The organism is Croceibacterium soli (assembly GCF_009828065.1).
GTDB classification, from domain to species: domain Bacteria; phylum Pseudomonadota; class Alphaproteobacteria; order Sphingomonadales; family Sphingomonadaceae; genus Croceibacterium_B; species Croceibacterium_B soli.
Map to the genome: position 1 here is coordinate 665,536 of NZ_WTYK01000001.1, position 22,350 is coordinate 687,885.

The window sequence follows — 22,350 nt, forward strand, 5'->3', positions numbered from 1 at the left end:
TGGTCGCGCCAGGAACTTCCCCGGCTTCTGCCGCTTCAGCGCACCGCGTGATGGCCCATTGGGCCGTGGCCCTCGCCGAAGCCGGGGGCGGCGGCGAGGGCGGAGCGGACGAACTGGCGCGCGCCCTCGATCGCTTCCTCCAGCGGCAGGCCTTTGCCGAGCAGGGTGGCGATGGCGCTGGAGAGAGTGCAGCCGGTGCCGTGGGTGTGGCGGGTCTCGATCCGGGGGCTGCTCCAGACGATGTCCTCGTGGCCCGGGCGCAGCAGGCGGTCCTCGACCTCCGGGCCCTCCGCGTCTCCGCCTTTCGCCAGGCAGGCGGAGCCGCGCGCGAGCATCGCTTCGGGTCTGCCGAGGGCGGCAAGCTCGGCGACATTGGGCGTGGTCAGGGTCGCCAGGCGCATGAGCCGCTCGAACGCGGCGATGGTCGCCGCGTCGGCCAGTACCGAGCCGCTGGTGGCGACCATCACCGGGTCGAACACGATCGGCAGGCCAATGCCTTCGAGAGTGTCGGCGACGGCGTGGGCGATCTCCGCGGAGCCGAGCATGCCGATCTTCACCGCGTCCGCGCCGATGTCCGACAGGCAGCTGTCGATCTGAGCCGCCACGAAGCGGGCCGGCAGCACTTCGACCGCCTGGACGCCGCGCGTGTTCTGCGCGGTGACGGCGGTGATCGCGGTCATCGCATAGCCGCCGAGCATGGTGACGGTCTTGATGTCGGCCTGGATGCCCGCGCCGCCCGAGCTGTCCGATCCGGCGATGGCGAGGATGCGGGGCGGGGCGGTCATGCCGGGCGGCATTCCCCCGCGGCGTTGGCGACCGCCTCACAGATCGAATCGATCACTTGCTCGATCTCCTCGGCGCTGTCGCCTTCGGCCATGACGCGGATCTTCGGCTCGGTGCCGGACTTGCGGATCACCAGACGCCCGCGCCCTTCGAGCGCGCGCTCGCCATCGGCGATGGCCTTCTTCACATCGAGATCGGCGAGAGGATCGCCGTCGGCATAGACCACGTTCTTGAGCAGCTGCGGAACGGGGTCGAACACGTGCAGCAGCTCGCTGGCCGGCTTGCCCGAGCGCACCAGCGCGCTGAGCACTTGCAGGGCGGCCATCGTGCCGTCGCCCGTGGTGGCGTGATCGAGCAGGATCATGTGGCCCGATTGCTCGCCGCCGACATTGTAGCCGCCGGCGCGCATCGCCTCGAGCACGTAGCGGTCGCCGACCTTTGTGCGCGCCAACTTGAGCCCGCGATGGTCGAGATAGCGCTCCAGCCCGAGGTTGCTCATCACTGTCGCCACGACACCGCCGCCCTTGAGCTCGCCGGCGTCGGCCATGGCGGTGGCGATCAGGGCCATGAGCTGATCTCCGTCGACCGTCTCACCCTTCTCGTCGACCACGATCAGCCGGTCGGCATCGCCGTCCAGGGCGAGGCCGATGTCCGCCCCTTCGGCGAGGACGCGCTGCTTGACCGTTTCGAGAGCGGTGGAGCCGACGTTGTCGTTGATGTTGGTCCCGTTGGGATCGACGCCGACGGGAAAGATCTGGGCGCCCAGTTCCCAGATCGCGGTCGGCGCCACCTGATAGGCAGCGCCGTTGGCGCAATCGATGACCACCTTGAGCCCGTCGAACCGGACCAGGTCCCCGACCGAGCCCTTGACCGCATGGATGTAGCGTCCGCGGGCGTCCTCGATACGCCGCGCCCGCCCGACGTCGTGCCCGTCGACCAGCGGGATTTCGGTTTCCATCGCCGCCTCGATGGCCTCTTCGTCCTCATCGGACAGCTTGAACCCGTCGGGGCCGAACAGCTTTATGCCGTTGTCTGCGAAAAGGTTGTGGCTGGCGGAGATCATCACGCCGAGGTCCGCCCGCATTTCCCGCGTGAGCAGGGCGATCGCCGGGGTCGGCAGCGGCCCGGTCATGATCACGTCCATGCCGACGCTGGTGAAGCCGGCGACCAGCGCGGTCTCCATCATGTAGCCCGACAGGCGGGTGTCCTTGCCGATCACGACCCGGTGCTTGTGGTCGCCGCGCAGGAAATGCCGGCCCGCCGCCTGGCCCACTTTCATCGCCGTCGCCGCAGTCAGCAGGCCGGCGTTGGCGCGCCCGCGGATGCCGTCGGTGCCGAAGAACTTGCGTGTCATGCCAATCCCTTGAGTGCCGCCGGGCCCTAATAGGGCAACGGCGGATTGCGATTTCATCCCGGCGGCACTAGCTGCGTTGGCACTCGTTGGCAAAAACGAACGACCCGTCAGCAAACAGGAAGGACCGACCCATGGCTTTCGAACTCATGCCGCTGCCCTACGACCCCGAGACGCTCGAACCGGCGGTCAGCGCCAGGACGCTGAGCTTCCACCACGGCAAGCACCACAAGGCCTACATCGATAAGACCAATGCGGCGATCCAGGGCACGGAAAACGAAGGCAAGAGCCTGGAAGAGGTGATCGCCTCGGCGCGCGGGTCCAACCAGGGCCTGTTCAACAATTCCGCGCAGAGCTGGAACCACGGGTTCTACTGGCACTCGCTTTCGCCGAACGGCGGCACCCCGTCGGGCGATCTCGCCAGCAAGATCGACGCGGCGTTCGGTTCGCTCGATGAGCTGAAGAACAAGCTGGTGGAGCGCGGCGTCGGCCACTTCTCCAACGGCTGGGTCTGGCTGGCCGACAACGGCGGCACGCTGAGCCTCGAGGAAACCCACGACGGCGACACCCTGGCCGACAGCGGCAAGAACCCACTGCTCACCATCGACCTGTGGGAGCACGCCTACTACCTCGACTACCAGAACGTCCGCCCGGATTACCTGAAGGCGGTGCTCGACAACCACCTCAACTGGGACTTCGCGGCCGAGAACCTGGAGCGCGGCTCCGCCTGGACCTACCCGGCGTAAGAGCTCGCGCTAAGCGACACGAAGGCCCGCTTCGCAACTCGCGAGGCGGGCCTTTTCGTACCGTTCGTCCAGGCCAAACCCCCTCCACCACCGCCTGCGGCGGCGGTCCCCCTCCCCCAGAGGGGGAGGATTTGTCTAGCCGAGCTTCGATCCTCCCCCTCTGGGGGAGGTGGCAGCCCGAAGGGCTGACGGAGGGGGCGAGGTGCGGTGCAACCGTTCGGCCGGAGGGGGAGGTCAGCCCGCCGGCGGCGGCGTGGTAATTTCGGGGTCCAGCTCAAGCGGATTGGTCGAGAACAGCGGTTCGCCGAAGATGAAGCCGATCAGGTTCGGCCGCCCGAGATGGTCCACCAGCGCAGTGAGCGTCAGGAGGATCGGCACGGAGAGCAGGGCGCCGGTGACGCCCCAGATCCAGGTGAAATAGCTCAGCGCCAGCAGGATCAGCACCGGGTTCATGGTGAAGCGCGCGCCGAGGATCGCCGGCGTCACCACGTTCGATTCGATGGCGTGAAGGCCGAGATAGGCCGCCGCGGGGATCACGCCCACGAGCGGGGATTCGGCCGTGCCGATCCCGAACAGCGCGAGCACCGTGACCATGGCCAGCGGTCCGATATAGGGCAGGAAGTTGAGCAGCGCGGCCAGTCCGCCCCACATGATCGGCGCGTCCACTCCCAGACCCCAGGCTCCGAGCGCGACGATGACGCCGACCCCTAGGTTGATCAGCCCGACCGTGAAGATGTAGGCGGCGACCCGGTCCTGCACGTCGCGCACCACGCGGGCCGCCTTGATGCTGGCGCCGAAATGCTGCCGGCCCAGCAGCAGGCGGCGGCGCATGCGCACGCGTGCCTCGATCATGAAGAAGGCCATTAGGAAGGTCAGCAGGACCTCCAGCACCACCGTAGGAGTGGCAAAGGCGACCTGTTCGAGCATCGAGGGGCTGGCCAGGACCACCTGCCGCTCGTCATGCCCGAGCAGCTCCGCGAACTGGCGGTTGAGGGCGGAGATCCAGGCGAAGTCGTTTCGCAGCTGGCTGAAGTGCTCGCCGATCCGCGCGAGCATGGCCGGCATCTCGTCGAACAGGCCGACGGCCGGGCGGAACACGGCGGTGAGGGCGAGGATCAGGATCGCCAGGAAGGCGACCAGCGAGATCAGCGAAGCGAGGACATTCGGCAGCCCTGCCTGGGAGAGCTTGTCGGCCATCGGCGAAAGCACGATCGTCAGGATGATCGCGGTCACCAGAGGCAAGAAAACCACCGCCCCGATCGACAGCACGAACGGCAGGGCCAGGAACAGCCCGAGAGCGAGCAGCAGGACCAGCGCTGAAATGAGCCGCAGTTCCTGGGCCGCGAAAGTCAGCGCACGGCGCCGCGGAGCCGCCGCATCGGCAGGCCTTCCTTCGCTGTCCCGTTCCCGCCCCTCGCTCATCCGCCGCCGGTGCCTTTCAATACGCTGCAATGCCGCGACTGGGCGCGGCGATCAAGGCATGCTCAGCGCGTGGCGACGGATCGGCCGTTTCCGGCGGCGACTTCGTCCAGCTCCTCGAGGATCGCCCGGTGGGCGGCGGGGTCGCTGATCGACCGGTCGGGAATGGCGCCGTCCTCGATCATGCTCGTCAGCGCGGCGCGGGCACGGCCCACGCGGCTCTTGATCGTGCCGACCGCGCAGCCGCAGATATTGGCCGCCTCCTCGTAGGAGAAGCCGCCGGCGCCCACCAGCAGCAGCGCTTCGCGCCGTTCGGCCGGAAGGGTCAGCAGGGCGCGGTGCATGTCGCTGAGGTGGATCGGCTCTTCCTGGCCGGCCGGCGCGGTGAGGATGCGCTCGGCCACGGTCTCGTCGTAATCGCCGCGGAAGCGGTTGCGCCGCATGTCGGTGAGGTAGGCATTGCGCAGGATCACGAATGTCCATGCGCGCATGCTCGTGCCCGGTTCGAAGCGGTCCTGAGCGGCCCAGGCCTTCAGCAGCGTTTCCTGCACCAGGTCGTCCGCCATGTCCGGGCGGCCGCACAGGCCGCGCGCGAAGGCGCGCAGATGCGGCACGACCTCGGTCAGTTCACGCTTGAAGGCGCGCTTGTCGTCGGCGCTGCGCTTGGGCAGCTCCCTGGTGGTCACTGTGTTGTTCATCAATCCGTCGAATCCAGCTTCGAGAGCAGATCCTTGAAGGAATCCGGCAGCGGCTCCTCGACGACCGAGTCGTAGAGCCGTTTGAGGCCCGTGGCCCATTCGGGGTCACGCGGCTTGGTAGCTTGCACCTTGCCAGACCCTCCCTTCTTGTCCTTGTCACCAGCCATGAAATGCAATTCTGCCCCCGTCCTTACAGCAAGCGCGATGCCGGCATCAGAGACAGGCCCATTGCCGCGCGAAATCGCCAGTCGTCCATCGGACGCTATCGTGGAACGAAACCCTTCCCGTCCGGTTCCCCGAAACACATCGGGCCGGTTGGTTAATCCAGCGCATTTGCGCTAGAGGGCGCGCCGACGGGATCGCTCCATATGGCAAGGCGGGCAGGGGAACAAGATTTGCAGAAGCTGACCGGCCCGAAGAATCGAACAAAGCACTGGCTGGTGCGCTTTCCCCGGGGCATGCCGGTGGCGATCTTCCTCCTCGTCACCGCAGTCACGGCGCTGAGCGTCTTCGCCATCGAGCGGGGCGAGGACCAGCGCGCCGAAGCGCAGCTGCGCGCCGAAGCCAGCGCCATCGCCTCCGCCCTGGAGCAGCGGGCCAACGCCAGCAGCGCGTATCTCCGGGCCGGGGCCGCCTTGCTGGCGATGCTCGATGAAGTGCCGGCCTCGCGCTTTCGGCGCTTCGTTTCGGAGCTGCGGCTCGATGCCGACTACAGGGGCGCCGAAGGGATCGGCTGGGCGATGATCGTGCGGCCGGGGGAGATCGGGGCCTTCAATGCATTCATGGCTGAACAGGCGCCCGGCAACCGAGAACTTCACCCGGCGTTCGACGGTTCGCAGCCTTATGCCGTGCCCGTGACTTTCCTTCAGCCGGACACCGAGCGCAATCGCCGCGCGATCGGTTTCGACATGTTCTCCGACCCCGTGCGCCGGATGGCGATGATCGAAGCCGAACGCACCGCCCGGCCGACGGCCAGCGGCAAAGTCGCCCTGCGGCAGGAAGGCGGCGGCGATCAGCCCGGCTTCCTGATCTACATGCCGGTGTTCGATGCGATCGAAACCGGGCGCGTGCTGAAGGGCTTTATCTATAGTCCCTTCAACGCGCAGGACTTCCTGGCCGCCGCGCTCGAGCTGGAGCGGCCGGGTGCGGTCGGTATCCGCCTTTACGATAGCGAGAAGACGGAAGCGAACCTAATCGCCCGGATCAGCCAGGAAGGGAACGTCGGCGCCACCTACAGCATGCCCGTGACGGTGGCGAACCACCGCTGGGTGCTGGAAGTCGCTGCGCCGCCGGCGGAAACGCTGTCCGGCCTTTCGATGCTGACGCTGATCTTCGGCCTGCTGGTCGCCAGCCTGCTCATGCTGCTGGTGCGCATGCTGACGCAGCAGGCGAACGAGGACGAAGCGGCGCTGGTGTGGTTCGCCGAACAGGCATCGATCCGCAACTCGCTGACGCGAGAGCTCAACCACCGGGTCAAGAACACGCTAGCCAACGTGCTGTCGATCATCGCCCTGACCCGGCGGCGGGCGAAGGATCTCGAAGAGTTCGCCGATGGACTGGATGGCCGCATCCGCGCGCTTTCGGCAACGCACGACCTGCTGACCCAGTCCGATTGGGGCACGACCCCGATCCGCTCCGTCGTCGATGCCGAGCTGGCGCCCTATGTGCAGGCCGAGGATCACAGGATCGAGATCGGCGGCCCCGACATCCAGCTGGCGCCGAACGACGCGCTGTCGCTCGGCCTGGCGATCCACGAGCTGGCGACCAACGCTGCCAAGTACGGCGCGCTGACACGCCCCGGCGGTCACGTGACGATCAAATGGCACAAGATCGCGCCGCAGCTCGTGCGCCTGGAGTGGCGCGAGCGCGGCGGGCCGCCGGTCAAGGAAAAGCGCACGCGCGGGTTCGGGACCGACCTGATCGAGAAGATCGTCGCCAACGAGCTCAACAGCCCGGTCGAGCTGGACTTCGCTCCGGAGGGCGTGAATTGCGTGCTGACCATCCCGGTGCGCGAGCCGACCGCGTTCTCGATGCGCGCTCCGCGCCTGGACCAGGACGGGCCGCCGGCAGCCGGTCGCAGCTAGGGTCTGCCACCTCCACACCCCGACAGCGGACAGTGCGGTGGGCAGACCTGACGGGCGAAGCCCGGTTCCGGGATGAATCGAAAAGCCCTTCCGTTCACGGGGAACGAAAGGGCTCTTCCAATCGGATCAGGACATGCGTGCGCGGGGCGCCCCCCGCGGCCTTAGCTCAGCGGGCGGCTGGAGCCGAAGAACAGCGCCTGGCTGATCGCTGCCCGCACCGTCGATTCCTGGAACGGCTTGGTGATCAGGTAGGTCGGTTCCGGGCGGTCGCCGGTGAGCAGCCGTTCCGGATAGGCGGTGATGAAGATCACCGGCACGCTGGCCATCGCCAGGATGTCGTCCACCGCGTCGAGGCCCGAGGAGCCATCGGCCAGCTGGATGTCGGCCAGCACCAGGCCGGGCGTGCTTTCCGCCGCGACTTGCTGCGCCTGGGTGCGCGTGGCCGCGGTGCCGCAGATCTCGTGGCCGAGCGACCGGACGAGGTCCTCGAGCTGCATCGAGATGAGCGGCTCGTCCTCGATGATCAGGACTTCGGTGGAATTCTCGCGGTCGATCTCCTCGATCGCATCCTGGACCAGGTCGGAGATCTCGTCCTCGTCGATGCCCATGATCTGGGCCGCTTCCGGCGGGGAGAAGTCTTCCACCGTGGTGAGCAGGAGCGCCTGCCGGTTGAGCGGCGTGATCCGGCGCAGCTGATCCTGCGCGGCGGTCTCGTGCAGGCTCCCGCTGCCGTTGTCCTCGCCGATCTCGACATGGGCGCTGGACCACAGCTTGTTGAACGCGGAATACAGCGGCACGCGGCCGCCCTTGAGCGACCGGGCAAGCTCTTCATCCGCCAGGGCGGCTTCGAGCGTCGCCTTCACGAAGGCGTCTCCAGTGGCTTGAGAACCCGTCAGCGCACGTGCGTAACGGCGTAGAAATGGTAGATGAGCAGCTACTTCAGCCCCAATAGACATAAAACCCCTTCCCGGTGAATCAGGCGCGCGTATAACGGGCGAGCGCAGCGCCGGTTCCGGGTAACATGCGGGCATCGGCCCCGAAATGCCAGTGGTTTGCGCCCGCTCTGGCAGGCCGCGCCGGTTGCTTCAAAAAAAATTCCCGGTGCGGGAACCCTCTTCCGTGCCGCTCATTATCCTCTTGTCACCGCCGAGACCCCCCCTCCCGTCCAAGCGGCTGGTGATACGATCCCGAAAGGCCTCCGCGCTTCACGCGCGGAGGCCTTTTTTTCGTGGTGAGGCTGAACTCGCTGCGGACACAAGAAGTGTGGGACCAAGATCCTCCCCCCTTTGGGGGAGGTGGCGCCGGCCAAAGGCCGGTGACGGAGGGGGCTGGCCTGGACGAACGGCTGCGCCAGGCCAATCCCCCTCCGTCAGCCGCTTCGCGGCTGCCACCTCCCCCAGAGGGGGAGGATGGAAGAGGTGCACGCCCAAAATACGTCATTCCCGCGAAAGCGGGGAATCCCGCTGGCGGGGCCACTCACGTCGCAGCTAACCCCGAGGCTCGCCGCGTTTCAACTCATCGCGTCGCGCAGCCTGGAGAACAGGCCGCGCTTCTCCTCGCCGGCAAGCGCCTCGGCCAGGTCCGCGGGGTTGTAGGGCTTCTCGAACACGGCGCCGGTCTCGGCAATCTCGGGAGGAATGTCCTGCGGCGCGCCGGTGGAGAACACGATCCGCGGGCGCTTGGTGCCGAGCATGTCGACAAGTTCGACCAGGGCCCAGCCGTCGTCGCGGTCGGCCAGGTGCACGTCGATCACCATCGCATCGGGCCGTTCGCCCTCGAGCTCGACCATCGTCGCGGCGATGCTCGGGCAGATCACTACCTCCGTGGCGCCACGGTCGCGCAGCGCATCTTCCAGCGCCAGCGCAAGCACCGGGTCGTCCTCTACGATGAGAATGCGGCCAAGCGCCGGCTTGCGCTGTCCTCGCGATTTGGCAACCATGCGATCCGGTTCCGTCCGGCCCGCCGCCTGGATGCGAAGGGCCGCTTTGGGAAACGAGGCGCCGGGAGCCTCGTTCCCGCCGAAGATCGCGGGATTACAGCGATTTTTTGTAGATCACGTATTCCCGGTTCACCTGGCTTTCGATGGTGTCGGCAATGGCGACCATGCCTTTGTTGTCTTCCAGAATCCAGCCGATCTCGCCGCGGCTGGCGCCATAGCGGCTGATCGCATTGAGGCGGATGTGCTCGATCATCATGAAAGCCAACTGGCTGGCGAGACGGGAATTCTGGAACCGCTTCTTCACGCCCATCAGCGGGACGCGCATCGTCCGGCAGCGGGGGTTGCGCAGCCAGCGGAGCATGCTGATCCAGCCGAAGGGGAACAGCTTCCCGCCGATCTTGCGGATCGGCTCGTTGGCGTCGGGCCAGGTGAGCATGAAGGCGACCGGCTCGCCGTCGAGCTCGGCGATCATGTTGAGGTCCTCGCGGATCAGCGGGGCCATCTTCTTGCCGGCGTACTTCGCTTCCTTCTCGGTGAACGGGACGAAGCCCCAATTGTCCGACCAGGCATCGTTGAGGATGTCGATGACGATCGCCGCCTCGCGGTCGAACTGCCTGGTGTCGACCGGACGGATCCGGATGCGCGAGTTGCGCTCGCCCGCGCTAATGATGCGCTGGACCAGCGGCGGGAAGCCCGGGCGGATGTCGAGGTCGTAAGTCCACAGCCGCTTCGCCGGCTGGTAGTCGCGGCTCTCGATCCAGGCCTGGTATGCGGGATTGTCGTGGCCCATCATCACCGTAGGCGGATGGTCATGGCCTTTGACGAGCAGGCCCGGTTCTTCCCAGATCGAGAGGCTGATCGGCGCGAGCACGCGGGTCATGCCCTGTCCGCGCAGCCAATCCTCGGCAGCGGCGATCAGCGCGCGCGCAACATCCTCGTCCTCCGCTTCGAACAGGCCCCAGTTGCCGGTGCCCGGCCCCATGCCCTGCTCAGGCGGCTGGGCCAGCGCGAGCTCGTCGATCTGCGCGGAGATGCGGCCGACCGGGCGGCCGTCGCGGCGGGCGAGGAAGTACTGCACCCGCGCATGGTCGTGGAACGGGTTCTTGCCCGGCGTCAGCAGCTCGACCACTTCCGAGCGGAGCGGCGGCACCCAGTTGGGATCGTCCTTGTTCAGCCGGTAGGCGACGTCGACGAACGCATTGAGATCGCTCTTGCCCGCAACCGGGACCACCGTAACCGCCGACATCCTGCCTCCTCGCGATTTAGACCGGGAGGGCAAAGCGCGCGGGGCGCATGAATGTCAATCGGCGGCGGCTTCGCCGCGCTGGCCGCTGCCGCCCTCGATCCCCATCGCGCGCCGCCGCGGATGGCCGCTGGCAATGCCGCCGGACAGGTTCTTGACCCACGGATAGACCTTGGCGACTTCCTCGTCATAGCCGAGGTTGAACACGGTGGGGGAGCGGCGCGGCCGGTCCTTCTTCAGGTAGTACGTGCCCAGCAGGCGGTCCCAGAAATAGTTGGTGATGCCGTAGTTGCCGTTCTCGTCGAAGAAGTGATGCTCCATGTGGCGCTGCTTCATGTGCTGCACCCAGGCCCACTTCGGCTTGAACGCCAGGTGCTGGATGCAATGCATGAACTCGTAGTAGCAGGTCGTCAGCAGGCCCGCGGCGAACGCCGCCAGCGCCCCGCCGGGGCCGCCGATGAGCCAGCCGATCGTGCCGGTGGCGAGGGCGATCGTCGGCAGGGTGGTGTGCAGCGCGCCGAACAGCACCGAAAGGTCGTTCGGGTCCTGGTGGTGATCGTAGTGGATCCGCTTCCAGGTCGGCGAAAGCAGCTTCGACTTCCACATCCATTTGGAATGCAGAACGTGCTGGTGGAGCAGGTGCCAGACCAGAGGGTAGACCAGCACGCCCGCGGCGATCGCGGCCAGGGTCTGCCACAGGCCGGCCGGATGAATGGCGTAGAGTACGACGCACAGCAGCGTCAGGGCCAGATAGCTGATGATCGTGTAGTGCTGAAAATAGGCGACGACCAGCTCCCGCAGGGTCATGCGGTCGAGATAGTGGCTGCGTTTCCAGAACGGCAGGTCCGACTGCTCGGCGCCCGGAACTGTGCTGTGCGACACTTTACCTAATCCTGTTGTTTCGCCGGCCCTTATCAGAAGCGGTGCCACACCGCTACCGCAGGTCTGCGGGAGGAGGTCCCCGTCCCGCGCGATGCGGTGTGGCAATGGTTGCCTTAGCAAAGCCAGGCTGAACCCGGCCTGTCCGTTCTGCTAAGCTATGGAACTCAAACGCAAAACAGGCCCCCGGCGCCGAGCGCCGAAGGCCTGCCAGAAGATGGAGTACGGATCAGTCGCGAACGGTGACGCCCGGATCCTCGTCGATGTCGGCGGTCACCGAGGTGTCGCCGTCATTGATGTCGGCCTGGACGCCGTCTTCGCTGATCGTCACGCTGTCGTCGCCATCGATGTCGCCGTCACCGTCGGTGTCTTCGGTGGCTTGTCCGGCCGGAGCTTGCGTCACGGTCTCGGTCGGCATCGGAGCCGGCTCGGTGACCGTGGTTTCCTCGGTCGTGGTCGTCGTGTCCTCGGCGCTGTCGCCGCAAGCGACGAGAGCGAGCGAGGCAGCGCCGGCGAGGGCGACGGTAAGAATGGTCTTCATTGGATGCACTCCTTTGATGTGCGGTGCTTCGGCAAGACTCCCGGACGGGGGGCCCGGTTCCCGAAAGCGGCAAAAATGTGGCAAGCTCGCGCCGGGGGGGAGTGGCCCGGCCTGCAAGCCTCATTCTTCGGTGCGGATGAGCACGGTCTCGCCGACCAGCACGAACAGCAGGAAAGGCGCCCAGGCGGCCAATAGCGGCGGGTACCCGCCGAAGCTGCCCATCGCCAGCGCGGCGTTGTCGACCACGAAATAGGCGAAGCCGAGCGCCATGCCGATCACCGCCCGAGCGAACAGGTGGCCCGACCGGGCGAGGCCGAAGCCGGCGACAGCGCCCAGCAGCGGCATCAGCAGCGCCGAGAGCGGACCCGAGATCTTGTGCCACCACTTGCCCTTGAGTTCGGCGGTCTGGCGGCCCGCCGCGTCGAGCGCTTCGATCGAGCGCGACAGTTCGCCCAGCGTCTGCGCGTCCGGATCGACCCTGCCGAGCGACACTTGTGCCGGGGTGAGCTCCGGCGCGACCACCACGGGCCCCGCGGCCTCCTGCGCAGTTGCGGATCGCACCTCGAAGATGCGCGGCGCTTCGAGGGTCCAGCCTGGATCGGCCCAGGTGGCCGTGTCGCCGCGCAGCTGCCGCAGGATCATGCCCCGCGCATCGCGGTCGTAGAATGTCACGCCGTGCAGCACGGTGCCCGGGCCTTCGCCGGTGACACGCGTAGCGGCCAGGATATCGTCCCCGGCGGTGTAGTAGACGTTGGTGCGGGTCGCGCTGTCTTCCGGCACGGGCCCGTACTCGACCGATTCCCACGCCTTGAGCACCGCCGTGGCGCGGGTGACCACGCCTTCGTTGAAGGCGAAGGAGCTTGCCGCGACCACACCGGCGGTGAGCAGCAGCGGGGCGAGGATCTGGTGTGCGGAAAGCCCCGCCGCCTTCATCGCCACGACTTCGCTGTTCTGGTTCAAGGTGGCGAGGCTGATGATGGTCGCCAGCAGCACGGAATAGGGCAGGAAACGCGCGATCAGTTGCGGCACCCGCAAGGACACGTAGCGCAGCAGTTCCGCCTCGCCATTGCCGGGATAGGCCAGGATCTTGCCGGTGGTGGAGAGCAAGTCGAGCATCATCAGCACCAGCACCAGCATCACCAGGACCGCAAGGATGCGGCTGATGAAAATCTTGGCGAGATACCAGGTCAGGGTACGCGAGGGGAAGAAATCAAGCAGCATCGACTGCTTCCGCCAGGGTCAAACGCGTCCTGTCGCGGCGCCGGAGCAGGCGCTGCAGGCGCTTCGCGAATTTCGCGTAGACCGCTTCCAGGGCCCCGATAGCCTGCCCGCCGGGCACATAGGCCACGCGGTAGAACATCCACAGGATCAGCGCCGCGAAGACGGCGAACGGACCCCATAGGGCAAGGTAGGGGTCGACCCGCCCGAGCTCCGCGACCGATTGCCCGTACTGGTTCACCTTGTGATAGGCGACGACCATCACGATCGAGACGAACACGCCCAGCGCCGATGTGGATCGCTTCGGCGGGATCGCCAGGGCCACGGCCAGGAGCGGCAGCATCAGCATCATGACCACCTCGACCATGCGATAGTTGAAGTTCGCCTGGCTGGTGGTGCGCTCGGCCTCCGGTGCGTCCTTGTCCCAGCCGAGCCGCAGGAGTTCGGGCAGGATCTGCTCGCGGCTCTCGTCGCCGCGCGAGCGGAACTTCTCGATTGCGGGCAAGTCGATCGGCAGGTCGTGCTGGGAGAAGCTCAGCACTCTCGGCGACTGCCCGGGCATGTCCTGCACGATCGTTCCGTCAAGCAGTCGCAGGATGATCGTGTTGCGGTTCTCGCGGTTGGCGAGGAAGCGGCCCTCGCTGGCGGAGATCGACAGCACTTCGCCGCCGGCGCTGGCCACGCGGGCGAAGATCCCCACGAGATGCCGCCCTTCGTCGCGGCTCTCGTCGATGCGAAGCGCCATCCGGTCCTTGAGCGTGGTGAACTCGCCGACCTTGATCGACGCGCCGAGCGCGCCCGAGCGCAGCTCGAACTCCTGCTGTTCGTAGGAATAGCGCGCCAGCGGCTGGAGATAGCCGACGATAACGAAGTTGATCGCCACCAGCACCAGCGTGATCAGGTACGGTACGCGCAGCAGCCGGGTGTAGCTCCAGCCCACGGCCCGCATCACGTCGAGCTCGCTCGATGTCGCAAGCTTGCGGAAGGCGAGCAGGATGCCGAGCATCAGCCCCAGCGGAACGGCCAGCCCGGCGTATTCCGGGATCAGGTTGACCAGCATCTTGAACACCACGCCCGCCGGGCCGCCTTCGGTGGAGACGAACTCGAACAGGCGCAGCATCTTGTCGAGGATCAGCAGCGACGCGGCGATCACGAACACGGCGAACATCGGCACCAGCACGAGCCGGAGTATGTATCGGTCGGTGGCGGTGATGAACTTCAAGTCGGTGTCACGATCGCAATGGCCGGGCGCGCCTGGGCGCCTGGCCCGGGGCTATAACGCCCTGCCAGGGCAAGGTCATGCGCCGATTTCGCCACGGCGCTGGCCGGATCAGGCTTTCTCCAGCGTGCACTGCAGCGGGTGCTGGTTCTGGCGGGCGAAATCCATCACCTGGTTCACCTTCGTTTCAGCCACTTCGTAAGGGAAGATCCCGCACACGCCGACGCCGCGCTGGTGGACGTGGAGCATGACCCGCGTGGCCTGTTCCAGGTCCATGCGGAAGAACCGCTTCAGGACCATCACGACGAATTCCATCGGGGTGTAATCGTCGTTGAGCATCAGCACTTTGTACTGGCTGGGCTTCTTCGGCTTGGCGCGGGTGCGGGTGGCGAGGCCGAGTTGGCCTTCCCCTTCGTTCACGCCGCCCCCGACGTCGTTGTCGCCGCCGTCGGGCGCATCGTCGCCCGCCGCGCGGATCGCGTGAGGTGCGGGCGGGCGGAAGGCGTGATTCAACTGCATCGGGTCAGGAATATCGTATCGCGCGGGCCAGTCGCAAGATGCTCGGGCCATTTGAACGGTTAACATGCCATTTCGGGTCCGGAATCGAAACGGGCCGGACGGCATGAACCGTCCGGCCCGTCAGCGCCGGCATCTGGAGAGGATACCTGCCGGCGAGAGAGGAAAGTGCCGTGCTCAGGCGGCGCGGGAGATCTTCTCCGCGGCCAGGCTCATGCGGCCGGAAATCGGCGCGAAAGCCTCGCTGACCAGCTTCATCATCGCTTCGCCGTTCTTCGAGCTGTAGGCGAACATGCTGTCGAAGTTGCGGCGGGCGACACGCGCCTGCAGCTGCAGCAACTCGGTCGGGCTCTTGACCGATGCCATTTCCTTCATGTCGGCGGTCAGCGTCTCGTAAGCCGTGCGCGCGTCCTCGACGTAGGTGCGGCCGAGGTCCTGCATTCCGCCGGCGAGCGTCTTGCCGCTTTCGACGAAGGCTTCGACGTTGCCCTTGGAGAACTCGGTCATTTCGGCGGCGATCTCGGTGCTCTTCTCGAAAGCAGCCTTGGCGCGCGCCTGGACTTCGCTGAGCGCGTCGCCCATCGGCATGGTGAAATTGGCGTTAGCCATAATCTTTTCCTTCAATTCGGAAATCGTGGGTTCGGGTACAGCCGGAGCGGCGGTGGGGGCCTTTTGGGCCGGGCCGCGCGACGGGCTGGGTTTTGTCCTGGTAACGTTCGTGGCCGTGCCGGCCTTCTTGTTCACCGGCTTCTTGGCGACCGGTGTCTTCTTGCTCTCAGCCTTCGGCGCGGCGGGCGTGCGCTTCGGCGCAGGCGCGACGGGCGGGGGCGTAGCGGCAACGGGCTTGCTGGCCGGGGCGCTTTCGGCCGCTGCAGGCTTGGGGCCCGCGGCAGGCGCTGCCTCGGCAGGCTTGGTCACCGGCTTCGCATCGGCCGCGGCGGCGGCGGCGGCTTCATCGGCGCTCTTCGCGGCTTTGTCGGCGGACTCGGCCATGATCCCTCGCTTCTGTCTGCCGACCGCCGGGAAGACGGTCGTGTTGCAGTGCACAAAATAGACACTGCAGATGCGAAGTCAAGCGGATATTGTGCAGTGCAGCAGAGCGGTGCGATGGGCCGCCCGGGTCAGCGCATCCTGACGTAGCGCCCGGGCGCGTCCTCGACCACCGCGTCCCCACGGCCGCCCGGCTTGCGCTTGCCGGTGGGCTTCGCCCGCGCGCCGTCCTGCGCCTCGATCCAGGCGAGCCAGTCGGACCACCAGCTGCCCGCATGCTCTTGCGCGGCGGCGACGAACTCTTCGAGAGAGGCGGCGGGGGCGTCGCTGGTCCAGTGCTGGTACTTGCGCGCGTCGGGAGGGTTCACGACCCCGGCGATGTGGCCGCTGCCGGCCAGCACGAACCGTGCGGGGCCGGAGAAGTGCTCGGTCATCCGCCACACGCTTTCCGGCGGGGCGATATGGTCCTCGCGCCCCGCCTGGATGTAGGCGGGGGTCTCGACCAGCGAGAGATCGATCGGCGTGCCATCGGCGCTGAGCGCGTCTGGTTTCACCAGTCTGTTGTCGCGGTAGAGGTCGCGCAAGTACGACGCGTGCCACCTGGCCGGCAGGTTGGCGACGTCCCCGTTCCAGTACAGCAGGTCGAACGCCGGGTAATCCTCGCCCAGCAGGTAGTGGTTGACGACGTAGTTCCAGATCAGGTCGCTGCCGCGCAGCAGGTTGAACGTCGCGGCCATGTAGCGCCCGTCGAGGAAGCCTCCCCGGCTCGCCTGCCGGATCATCTCCAGCTGGGTGTCGTCGACGAACAGCTTGAGGTTTCCGGCGCGCTCGAAATCGACTTGCGCGGTCAAGAACGTGGCGCTCTTCACCTTCTCCGCTTCGCCGCGCCGGGCGAGGATCGCCAGGGTGGCGGCGAGGGTGGTTCCCGCGACGCAGTAGCCGATCGCATGGACCGCCGGCACGCCGAGGCGAGCGCGGATGTGGTCGATCGCATCGATTTGCGCGCGGACGTAATCGTCCCACTCGATATGGGCGAGGCTCTCGTCGGCCGAGCGCCAGCTGACCATGAACACCGTCAGCCCCTGGTCCACCGCCCATTTCACGAAGCTTTTCTTCGGATTGAGGTCGAGGATGTAGAAGCGGTTGATCCACGGCGGGAAGATCACCAGCGGCACGCTGAGCACCTCATCGGTCGACGGCGAATACTGGATCAACTGGTAGAGCTCGGTCTCGTGCACCACTTTGCCGGGGGTGCAGGCGATGTTCTCGCCAAGCCTAAAAGCGCTCGTATCGGTGTGGGTGAGCTGCCCGCGCTCGAGATCGGCCGCGAGCCGTTCCATTCCCCGGATCAGGTTGGCGCCGTGCGTCTCCAGCGTCCGTTCCAGCACGACCGGATTGGTCAGCGGGAAGTTGGCCGGGCTCATCGCGTCGAGCACGCTCTTCAGCGCGAAGCGGAGTTGGTCACGCTCCATGCCATCGATTCCGCCGACTTCATCGACCAGCTCGCTCAGGCGTTCGGCGAACAGCAGGTAGGTCTGGTGGATCAGCGCGAAGACCGGCTGTTCGCGCCAGGTCGGATCGGCGAAGCGCTTGTCCGCGCGCGGCAGCTCCGGCTCCTGTGCCGCACCGGCTCCTCCATCGCCGATGCCGTACTGCGCGAGGATGTCCTCCCACAGGGCCATGCCTTCCTGCCACAGGGCCTGCTGGCGCTCGGGATCGAGCAGCGGCACCTGGCGGTACCAGGCCTGCATCATGCCCATCCACTGCGCCGGGTCGGCAAACAGCGGGGCGGGGGCTTCCGGCAGCTTTTCCTGCGCGTGGAAGTCCATCCACATCCGTTGCAGGCGCTGCGTGGTTTCGCTCCACTCGGCGATCGCCGCTTCGTCGGGAATGCTCGCGGCGATGACCTGGCGCGCCGCCTCGCTCTGCATCTCGAGCATTCGGGCGAAGATGTCGGCGGCGTCGTTCTCGCTCATCTGGCGCAACTTACCTTCGCAGTATTGCAGTTGCGAGCAATCAATTGCGCCGGCCCGGCGATTCCGTCACAATCGTGCGGCGACGCGGCAATGGTGCTGCGCCGCGAGAGACAAGCCAGAGGTCATGGACACCGAATTCTACCGCATGAAGCGCCTGCCGCCCTATGTCATCGCCGAAGTTAACGCGATGCGCCACGCGGCACGCCAGGCGGGACGCGACATCATCGACCTCGGCATGGGCAACCCGGACCTGCCGCCGCCGCAGCACGTGCTCGATAAGCTGTGCGAAGTGGCGCAGAAGCCCAACGCGCACGGCTATTCGCAGTCGAAGGGCATCCCCGGGCTGCGCCGCGCGCAGGCGAACTACTACGGCCGCCGATTCGGCGTGGAGCTCGATCCGGAGCGCGAGGTGGTCGTGACCATGGGCTCCAAGGAGGGGCTCGCCAGCCTCGCCACCGCGATCACCGCGCCCGGCGACGTGATCCTGGCGCCGAATCCCTCGTACCCGATCCACACCTTCGGCTTCATCGTCGCAGGCGCGTCGATTCGCTCCGTGCCAACCACGCCGGACGAGAATTACTGGAAGGCGCTTGACGCGGCGATGGCCTTCACCGTGCCGCGCCCGACGGTGCTGATCGTCAATTTTCCGTCCAACCCCACCGCAGAGGTCGTCGACCTGACGTTCTATGAGCGGCTGGTCGCCTGGGCGAAGGAGAACCGGATCTGGGTCATCTCCGATCTCGCTTATTCGGAACTCTATTTCGACGGCAAGCCGACGCCCTCGATCCTGCAAGTTCCCGGCGCCAAGGACGTGGCGGTCGAGTTCACCTCGCTTTCGAAGACCTTCTCGATGGCCGGCTGGCGAATCGGCTTTGCGGTCGGCAATCGGGAGATGATTGCCGCGCTCACCCGCGTGAAATCCTATCTCGACTACGGCGCCTTCACCCCGATCCAGGCCGCCGCCTGCGCCGCACTGAACGGCCCGCAGGACATCGTCGAGCGGAACCGCCAGCTCTACCACAAGCGCCGCGACGTGATGGTCGAGGCGTTCGGCCGCGCAGGCTGGGAGATCCCACCGCCGCGGGCATCGATGTTCGCCTGGGTGCCGCTGCCCCCGGCCCTGAAGCACATGGGCAGCCTCGAATTCGCCAAGCAGCTGCTCACCCATGCCGATGTCGCGGTCGCGCCCGGCGTCGGCTTCGGCGAGCAGGGCGAAGGTTTCGTGCGTATCGCGATGGTCGAGAACGAGCAGCGGCTGCGGCAGGCCGCGCGCAACATCAGGCGCTATCTGCAGCAGATGGGGGTGAATACCAGCGCTGCCTGACGGCCGGGTCCGGCGGGTCGCGATGCGCTCCGCCGGCCGCCGGTATAATTCACGCCAATGACAACATCAGCCGAAAACAGGCTGGACAGGCAGGACTGGGTCTATACGCTTAGCCTGCTAAGGGACTTTGGAGAGAGGACCGAGATGGCACGTGCAGCCTCGCAGACGCTCGACGTCGGGCAATTTCTGCAAGCGCAGAAGTTCTCGCGCTACCACCTGCACATCCTGATCCTCTGTGCGCTCGTCACCTTCTTCGACGGGCAGGACTTCTCTGCCCTGGCTTACGCATTGCCGTACATCCGCGATGACATGGGCATCAGCGACGAGATGACCGGCTATGTCAGCTCCGCCGCGTTCGCGGGCCAGATGATCGGATCGCTGTTCGGATCGTACATGGGCGACATCTTCGGCCGCCGGCCCGTGATCATCGCCTGCACGATCGGCAGCGCGGTGTTCACCACCATCGTCGGCTTCGCCGGCACGCCCGAACAGCTCATCGTGCTGCGCTTCGTCAGCGGCTTGGCGATCGGCGGCCTGCTCGCGCCGGTCTGGGCGCTGAGTATCGAATCGATGCCCAAGTCGATGCGGGCCACGTCGGTGACCATCATCATGATGGGCTTCAGCTTCGGCAGTTCCTCGGCAGCCCCGATCGCCAACTGGATCGCCCCGGTGCTGGGCTGGGAAGGGATCTTCTGGGTCTGCGGCGCGATGACCGGCGTCTTCTCGCTGATCCTGTTGTTCCTGCTGCCGGAAAGCACCCGCTGGATGGTAGCGACCGAGAAGCCGCGCGAGCGGATCGTGCCGATGCTGGCGCGTTTCAACCCCGGCTTCGAGGCGCAAGCCTACGAGCGCTTCTCGCTGTCCGACGAGCGCCAGACCAGCAAGAGCGCCAACCCGCTGCTCAAGTTCCGCGAGCTGTTCGTCGGGGCGCTGCTGATCGTCACCCCGCTGATCTGGGCCGCGTACTTCTTCTCCAGCTTCGCGATCTACCTGAAGAGCGCTTACGGCGTGATCTTCATGGAGAACCTGGGCATCGCCCGGCAGAACGCCGCCTGGCTCGGCGGCGCCACGGGCGTGCTCGGGGCGATCGGCGGCGTCGCCTTGCTGGCGATGACCGAGAAGCGCGGACCGGGATGGATCGCGCTCGCTCCGCTCTTCGCGATTCCGTTCACGATGCTGGTCGGGCTCGGCTACGTCATGGGCGGAACCGAGCTGGTGGCGGTGCTGCTCATCAGCGCCACCCTGGTCGGGGCGGGCCACGCGGCGGTCATCTCCATCACCAGCATCTACTACCCCAGCGCCGTGCGGGCGACCGGCGGGGGATGGGCCAGCTTCATGGCCAAGTTCGCCGCCGTCGCTGCGCCGATTTTCGGCGCCCAGTTCCTCTCCGGGCGTCAGGGCGCGATGGACGGATACATGTTCACCGCGCTGTGCCTGGTCGGCATCGTCGTCTGCATGCTGCTGCTGGCCTGGTTCGCCCGCGGCCTCAAAGCCGAAGAAGCACACTCGGCCGCTCAGGCCCAACCCGCTGAATAACAGGATACCATCATGACCCTACGCAGCCTTTCCGCGAATTCCCCCGGCCGCCGTGCCAACTGGCGCGCCCTCGGCCTCAGCAAGGAGGACATGGAGAAGCCGAAGATCGCGGTGGTCAATTCTTCCAGCGAGTTGGCGATCTGCTACGCCCATCTCGACGGGATCGCGAAGATCGTGAAGGAGGAAATCCGCGCGGCCGGCGGCGTCCCCTTCGAAGTCCGCACGGCCGCTCCGTCGGACTTCATCACCGGCGCAGGCAAGAGCGGCAGCTACATCCTCGCCGGCCGCGACATCATCGCCAACGATATCGAAGTCCAGGTCGAGGCGGCGATGCTCGACGGGATGATCTGCCTGACCAGCTGCGACAAGACCCCGCCGGGCCACCTGATGGCCGCTGCGCGGCTCAACATCCCGACGATCCTGGTCATCGGCGGCTACCAGCAGGCCGGAGAGATCGACGGCGAACCGGTCGACGTGGAGGACGTCTGGTCCGGCCAGGTCGGCGAACGCTTCGGCGCCAAGCCCAAGTTCCCCGTCGACGAGATGGCCGAGCACGCGATCATGGGCCCGGGCGTCTGCGCCGGCATGGCCACCGCCAACACGATGCATTGCACGGTCGAGGCTCTCGGGATGTGCCTGCCCGGCCACGCGCCGGTGCGCGGCAACAGCCCGAAGATGCAGGCCAACGCCCGCGAGGCTGCGCGGCGGATCGTGGAGATGGTTCACGAGGACCTCAGGCCGCGCCAGATCCTCACCGAAGGTGCGTTCCGTAATGCCATTGCCACCGTGCTGGCGGTGTCGGGATCGATCAACGCGATCAAGCACCTCCAGGCGACGGCGATCGAAGCCGAGAACGGGCTCGACGTGTTCGCGCTGTGGGAGGAGATGAGCGACGTCCCGGTGCTCAGCGCCGTGCGCCCGACCGGTCATGTGCGGATCGAACAGTTCGAGGACGCAGGCGGGGCCAGGGCAGTGCTCAAGCGCCTCGAGAACCGCATCGACACCACGGCACTGACCGTCAGCGGCAAGACCCTGGCCGAGAACCTCGCCGGCTACGAGATCCCGGGCCCCGACGTGATCCATCCGGTCGACGATCCGGTCGGCCCCGGCCCGGCCATCGCCATCCTCAAGGGCAACTTCGCCGAAACCGCCGTTGTGCGCCTCGGCATCCGCGACGGCTCGCGGCCCGAGGAGTTCTCCGGCCCGGCGCGGGTGTTCGAAGACACGATGACGTGCATGCAGGCGATCGAGGACGGCGTGGTCAAGCCGGGCGACGTGATCGTCAGCCGCAACCAGGGCCTCAAGGGCGGCCCGGCGATGGGCGGCGGCGCCAGCCTGGTCCTGTTCGCGCTCGACGCGGCCGGTCTCGCCAAGACGACGGCGTTCGTCACCGACGGACAGCTTTCGGGCCTCTGCCTCAAGGGCCTGACCGTGGCCGAAGTCCATCCCGAAGCCGCCACCGGCGGCCCCGTCGGCAAAGTGCGCGACGGAGATATCATTACCATCAGCGTGGCCAATCGCAGCATCGACATCGAAGTGCCGGCCGAGGAACTCGCCGGGCGGGAAGGACCGGGCTACGTCGTGCCGGCGAGCGGATACCTCAGGAACTTCCGCCAGGACGTCCGCGACATGTCCACCGGCGGTGTCCTGCTGCCCTCCGCGGAGTAGCTTAAGGGCCAGAACAATCCTCCCCCTCTGGGGGAGGGGGACCGCCGCCGAAGGCGGTGGTGGAGGGGGCTTGGCCTGGACGAACGGTAGCACCAGGCGAGGGGGGGGGGGGGGGGGGGGGGGGGGGGGGGGGGGGCCCCCCCCCCCCCCGGGGGGGCGGGGGGCGGGGGCACCCCCGCGGCGGCCGCCCCCGCCCCCCCCCCCCCCGCGGGGGGGGGGG

20 protein-coding genes are annotated in these 22,350 nt (G+C 66.9%); 5 read left to right on the forward strand and 15 right to left on the reverse strand.

The annotated features are described in order from the left end of the window. Positions 1 to 35: 35 nt before the first annotated feature. Together thiD and glmM are read right to left on the reverse strand one after the other, a co-directional pair. Entirely contained in the window at positions 36 to 785 is a 750-nt protein-coding gene (thiD, locus tag GRI75_RS03165; protein WP_160745458.1) for a bifunctional hydroxymethylpyrimidine kinase/phosphomethylpyrimidine kinase, read from the reverse strand. Further along, positions 782 to 2,137, reverse strand: coding sequence for a phosphoglucosamine mutase (gene glmM, locus GRI75_RS03170; RefSeq protein ID WP_160745459.1), 1,356 nt, complete (start codon positions 2,135 to 2,137; stop codon positions 782 to 784). The genes thiD and glmM overlap by 4 nt, the downstream gene beginning before the upstream one ends. Before the next feature lie 131 nt (positions 2,138 to 2,268). Between glmM and GRI75_RS03175 the strand changes: the two genes are divergently transcribed. After that, positions 2,269 to 2,880, forward strand: a complete 612-nt coding sequence (locus GRI75_RS03175; RefSeq protein WP_160745460.1) for a superoxide dismutase — start codon at positions 2,269 to 2,271, stop codon at positions 2,878 to 2,880. A gap of 234 nt (positions 2,881 to 3,114) precedes the next feature. Here GRI75_RS03175 and GRI75_RS03180 read toward each other — a convergent pair whose 3' ends face one another. From GRI75_RS03180 to GRI75_RS03190, 3 genes are all read right to left on the reverse strand, one after another. Beyond that, positions 3,115 to 4,302 (reverse strand): AI-2E family transporter, encoded by a 1,188-nt coding sequence (locus tag GRI75_RS03180; RefSeq protein ID WP_160745461.1) that lies wholly within the window; start codon positions 4,300 to 4,302, stop codon positions 3,115 to 3,117. A 62-nt stretch (positions 4,303 to 4,364) separates the two neighbouring features. Further along, on the reverse strand, positions 4,365 to 4,997 hold the full coding sequence (locus tag GRI75_RS03185) for a sigma-70 family RNA polymerase sigma factor (RefSeq protein WP_160745462.1): 633 nt from the start codon (positions 4,995 to 4,997) through the stop codon (positions 4,365 to 4,367). Then, on the reverse strand, positions 4,997 to 5,164 hold the full coding sequence (locus tag GRI75_RS03190; protein WP_160745463.1) for a NepR family anti-sigma factor: 168 nt from the start codon (positions 5,162 to 5,164) through the stop codon (positions 4,997 to 4,999). Before GRI75_RS03190 ends, GRI75_RS03185 begins: the two co-directional genes overlap by 1 nt. Positions 5,165 to 5,392: 228 nt before the next feature. Between GRI75_RS03190 and GRI75_RS03195 the strand changes: the two genes are divergently transcribed. After that, positions 5,393 to 7,081, forward strand: a complete 1,689-nt coding sequence (locus tag GRI75_RS03195; RefSeq protein ID WP_235911140.1) for a CHASE domain-containing protein — start codon at positions 5,393 to 5,395, stop codon at positions 7,079 to 7,081. Between the two features lie 161 nt (positions 7,082 to 7,242). On the opposite strand, the gene GRI75_RS03200 is transcribed toward GRI75_RS03195, so the two are convergent. The 10 genes from GRI75_RS03200 to GRI75_RS03245 all read right to left on the reverse strand — a co-directional run bounded on the left by GRI75_RS03200 (position 7,243) and on the right by GRI75_RS03245 (position 17,602). Then, positions 7,243 to 8,037: a response regulator gene (locus GRI75_RS03200; protein WP_160745464.1), complete on the reverse strand. Its 795-nt coding sequence runs from the start codon at positions 8,035 to 8,037 to the stop codon at positions 7,243 to 7,245. Positions 8,038 to 8,591: 554 nt separating this feature from the next. Beyond that, a complete protein-coding gene (locus tag GRI75_RS03205; RefSeq protein ID WP_160745465.1) occupies positions 8,592 to 9,020 on the reverse strand; it encodes a response regulator in 429 nt (142 codons plus the stop codon). Positions 9,021 to 9,114: 94 nt separating this feature from the next. Further along, complete coding sequence (locus tag GRI75_RS03210) at positions 9,115 to 10,266, reverse strand: GNAT family protein (protein ID WP_160745466.1); 1,152 nt, start codon at positions 10,264 to 10,266, stop codon at positions 9,115 to 9,117. Positions 10,267 to 10,320: 54 nt separating this feature from the next. Next, entirely contained in the window at positions 10,321 to 11,070 is a 750-nt protein-coding gene (locus GRI75_RS03215) for a sterol desaturase family protein (protein ID WP_160745541.1), read from the reverse strand. Positions 11,071 to 11,371: 301 nt separating this feature from the next. After that, positions 11,372 to 11,683, reverse strand: a complete 312-nt coding sequence (locus GRI75_RS03220) for a hypothetical protein (RefSeq protein ID WP_160745467.1) — start codon at positions 11,681 to 11,683, stop codon at positions 11,372 to 11,374. Between the two features lie 120 nt (positions 11,684 to 11,803). Continuing rightward, the gene (lptG, locus tag GRI75_RS03225) at positions 11,804 to 12,904 is read right to left on the reverse strand and encodes an LPS export ABC transporter permease LptG (protein WP_160745468.1); all 1,101 of its coding nucleotides are present in this window, start codon (positions 12,902 to 12,904) and stop codon (positions 11,804 to 11,806) included. Next, positions 12,894 to 14,123: an LptF/LptG family permease gene (locus GRI75_RS03230; protein WP_160745469.1), complete on the reverse strand. Its 1,230-nt coding sequence runs from the start codon at positions 14,121 to 14,123 to the stop codon at positions 12,894 to 12,896. The genes lptG and GRI75_RS03230 overlap by 11 nt, the downstream gene beginning before the upstream one ends. A gap of 108 nt (positions 14,124 to 14,231) precedes the next feature. Further along, the gene (gene clpS / locus GRI75_RS03235; RefSeq protein WP_202389537.1) at positions 14,232 to 14,639 is read right to left on the reverse strand and encodes an ATP-dependent Clp protease adapter ClpS; all 408 of its coding nucleotides are present in this window, start codon (positions 14,637 to 14,639) and stop codon (positions 14,232 to 14,234) included. A gap of 174 nt (positions 14,640 to 14,813) precedes the next feature. Further along, the gene (locus GRI75_RS03240) at positions 14,814 to 15,629 is read right to left on the reverse strand and encodes a phasin family protein (RefSeq protein WP_160745470.1); all 816 of its coding nucleotides are present in this window, start codon (positions 15,627 to 15,629) and stop codon (positions 14,814 to 14,816) included. A 128-nt stretch (positions 15,630 to 15,757) separates the two neighbouring features. Continuing rightward, positions 15,758 to 17,602 carry a PHA/PHB synthase family protein gene (locus GRI75_RS03245; RefSeq protein WP_160745471.1) on the reverse strand — a complete coding sequence of 615 codons (1,845 nt, stop codon included), beginning with the start codon at positions 17,600 to 17,602 and terminating at the stop codon, positions 15,758 to 15,760. 124 nt (positions 17,603 to 17,726) lie between these two features. On the opposite strand from GRI75_RS03245, the gene GRI75_RS03250 reads away from it, so the two are divergent. The 3 genes from GRI75_RS03250 to GRI75_RS03260 all read left to right on the forward strand — a co-directional run bounded on the left by GRI75_RS03250 (position 17,727) and on the right by GRI75_RS03260 (position 22,130). Beyond that, entirely contained in the window at positions 17,727 to 18,926 is a 1,200-nt protein-coding gene (locus tag GRI75_RS03250; RefSeq protein ID WP_160745472.1) for an LL-diaminopimelate aminotransferase, read from the forward strand. Positions 18,927 to 19,070: 144 nt separating this feature from the next. Next, the gene (locus tag GRI75_RS03255) at positions 19,071 to 20,462 is read left to right on the forward strand and encodes an MFS transporter (protein WP_160745473.1); all 1,392 of its coding nucleotides are present in this window, start codon (positions 19,071 to 19,073) and stop codon (positions 20,460 to 20,462) included. 12 nt (positions 20,463 to 20,474) lie between these two features. Then, the gene (locus GRI75_RS03260) at positions 20,475 to 22,130 is read left to right on the forward strand and encodes a dihydroxy-acid dehydratase (RefSeq protein WP_160745474.1); all 1,656 of its coding nucleotides are present in this window, start codon (positions 20,475 to 20,477) and stop codon (positions 22,128 to 22,130) included. Positions 22,131 to 22,350: the final 220 nt, after the last annotated feature.

Bases quoted from the DNA above. Each gene is read 5' to 3' on its own strand.
- thiD (WP_160745458.1), bottom strand. From the start codon at position 785: ATGACCGCCCCGCCCCGCATCCTCGCCATCGCCGGATCGGACAGCTCG.
- glmM (WP_160745459.1), bottom strand. From the start codon at position 2,137: ATGACACGCAAGTTCTTCGGCACCGACGGCATCCGCGGGCGCGCCAAC.
- GRI75_RS03175 (WP_160745460.1), top strand. From the start codon at position 2,269: ATGGCTTTCGAACTCATGCCGCTGCCCTACGACCCCGAGACGCTCGAA.
- GRI75_RS03180 (WP_160745461.1), bottom strand. From the start codon at position 4,302: ATGAGCGAGGGGCGGGAACGGGACAGCGAAGGAAGGCCTGCCGATGCG.
- GRI75_RS03185 (WP_160745462.1), bottom strand. From the start codon at position 4,997: ATGAACAACACAGTGACCACCAGGGAGCTGCCCAAGCGCAGCGCCGAC.
- GRI75_RS03190 (WP_160745463.1), bottom strand. From the start codon at position 5,164: ATGGCTGGTGACAAGGACAAGAAGGGAGGGTCTGGCAAGGTGCAAGCT.
- GRI75_RS03200 (WP_160745464.1), bottom strand. From the start codon at position 8,037: ATGTCTATTGGGGCTGAAGTAGCTGCTCATCTACCATTTCTACGCCGT.
- GRI75_RS03205 (WP_160745465.1), bottom strand. From the start codon at position 9,020: ATGGTTGCCAAATCGCGAGGACAGCGCAAGCCGGCGCTTGGCCGCATT.
- GRI75_RS03210 (WP_160745466.1), bottom strand. From the start codon at position 10,266: ATGTCGGCGGTTACGGTGGTCCCGGTTGCGGGCAAGAGCGATCTCAAT.
- GRI75_RS03215 (WP_160745541.1), bottom strand. From the start codon at position 11,070: ATGACCCTGCGGGAGCTGGTCGTCGCCTATTTTCAGCACTACACGATC.
- GRI75_RS03220 (WP_160745467.1), bottom strand. From the start codon at position 11,683: ATGAAGACCATTCTTACCGTCGCCCTCGCCGGCGCTGCCTCGCTCGCT.
- lptG (WP_160745468.1), bottom strand. From the start codon at position 12,904: ATGCTGCTTGATTTCTTCCCCTCGCGTACCCTGACCTGGTATCTCGCC.
- clpS (WP_202389537.1), bottom strand. From the start codon at position 14,639: ATGCAGTTGAATCACGCCTTCCGCCCGCCCGCACCTCACGCGATCCGC.
- GRI75_RS03240 (WP_160745470.1), bottom strand. From the start codon at position 15,629: ATGGCCGAGTCCGCCGACAAAGCCGCGAAGAGCGCCGATGAAGCCGCC.
- GRI75_RS03245 (WP_160745471.1), bottom strand. From the start codon at position 17,602: ATGAGCGAGAACGACGCCGCCGACATCTTCGCCCGAATGCTCGAGATG.
- GRI75_RS03250 (WP_160745472.1), top strand. From the start codon at position 17,727: ATGGACACCGAATTCTACCGCATGAAGCGCCTGCCGCCCTATGTCATC.
- GRI75_RS03255 (WP_160745473.1), top strand. From the start codon at position 19,071: ATGGCACGTGCAGCCTCGCAGACGCTCGACGTCGGGCAATTTCTGCAA.
- GRI75_RS03260 (WP_160745474.1), top strand. From the start codon at position 20,475: ATGACCCTACGCAGCCTTTCCGCGAATTCCCCCGGCCGCCGTGCCAAC.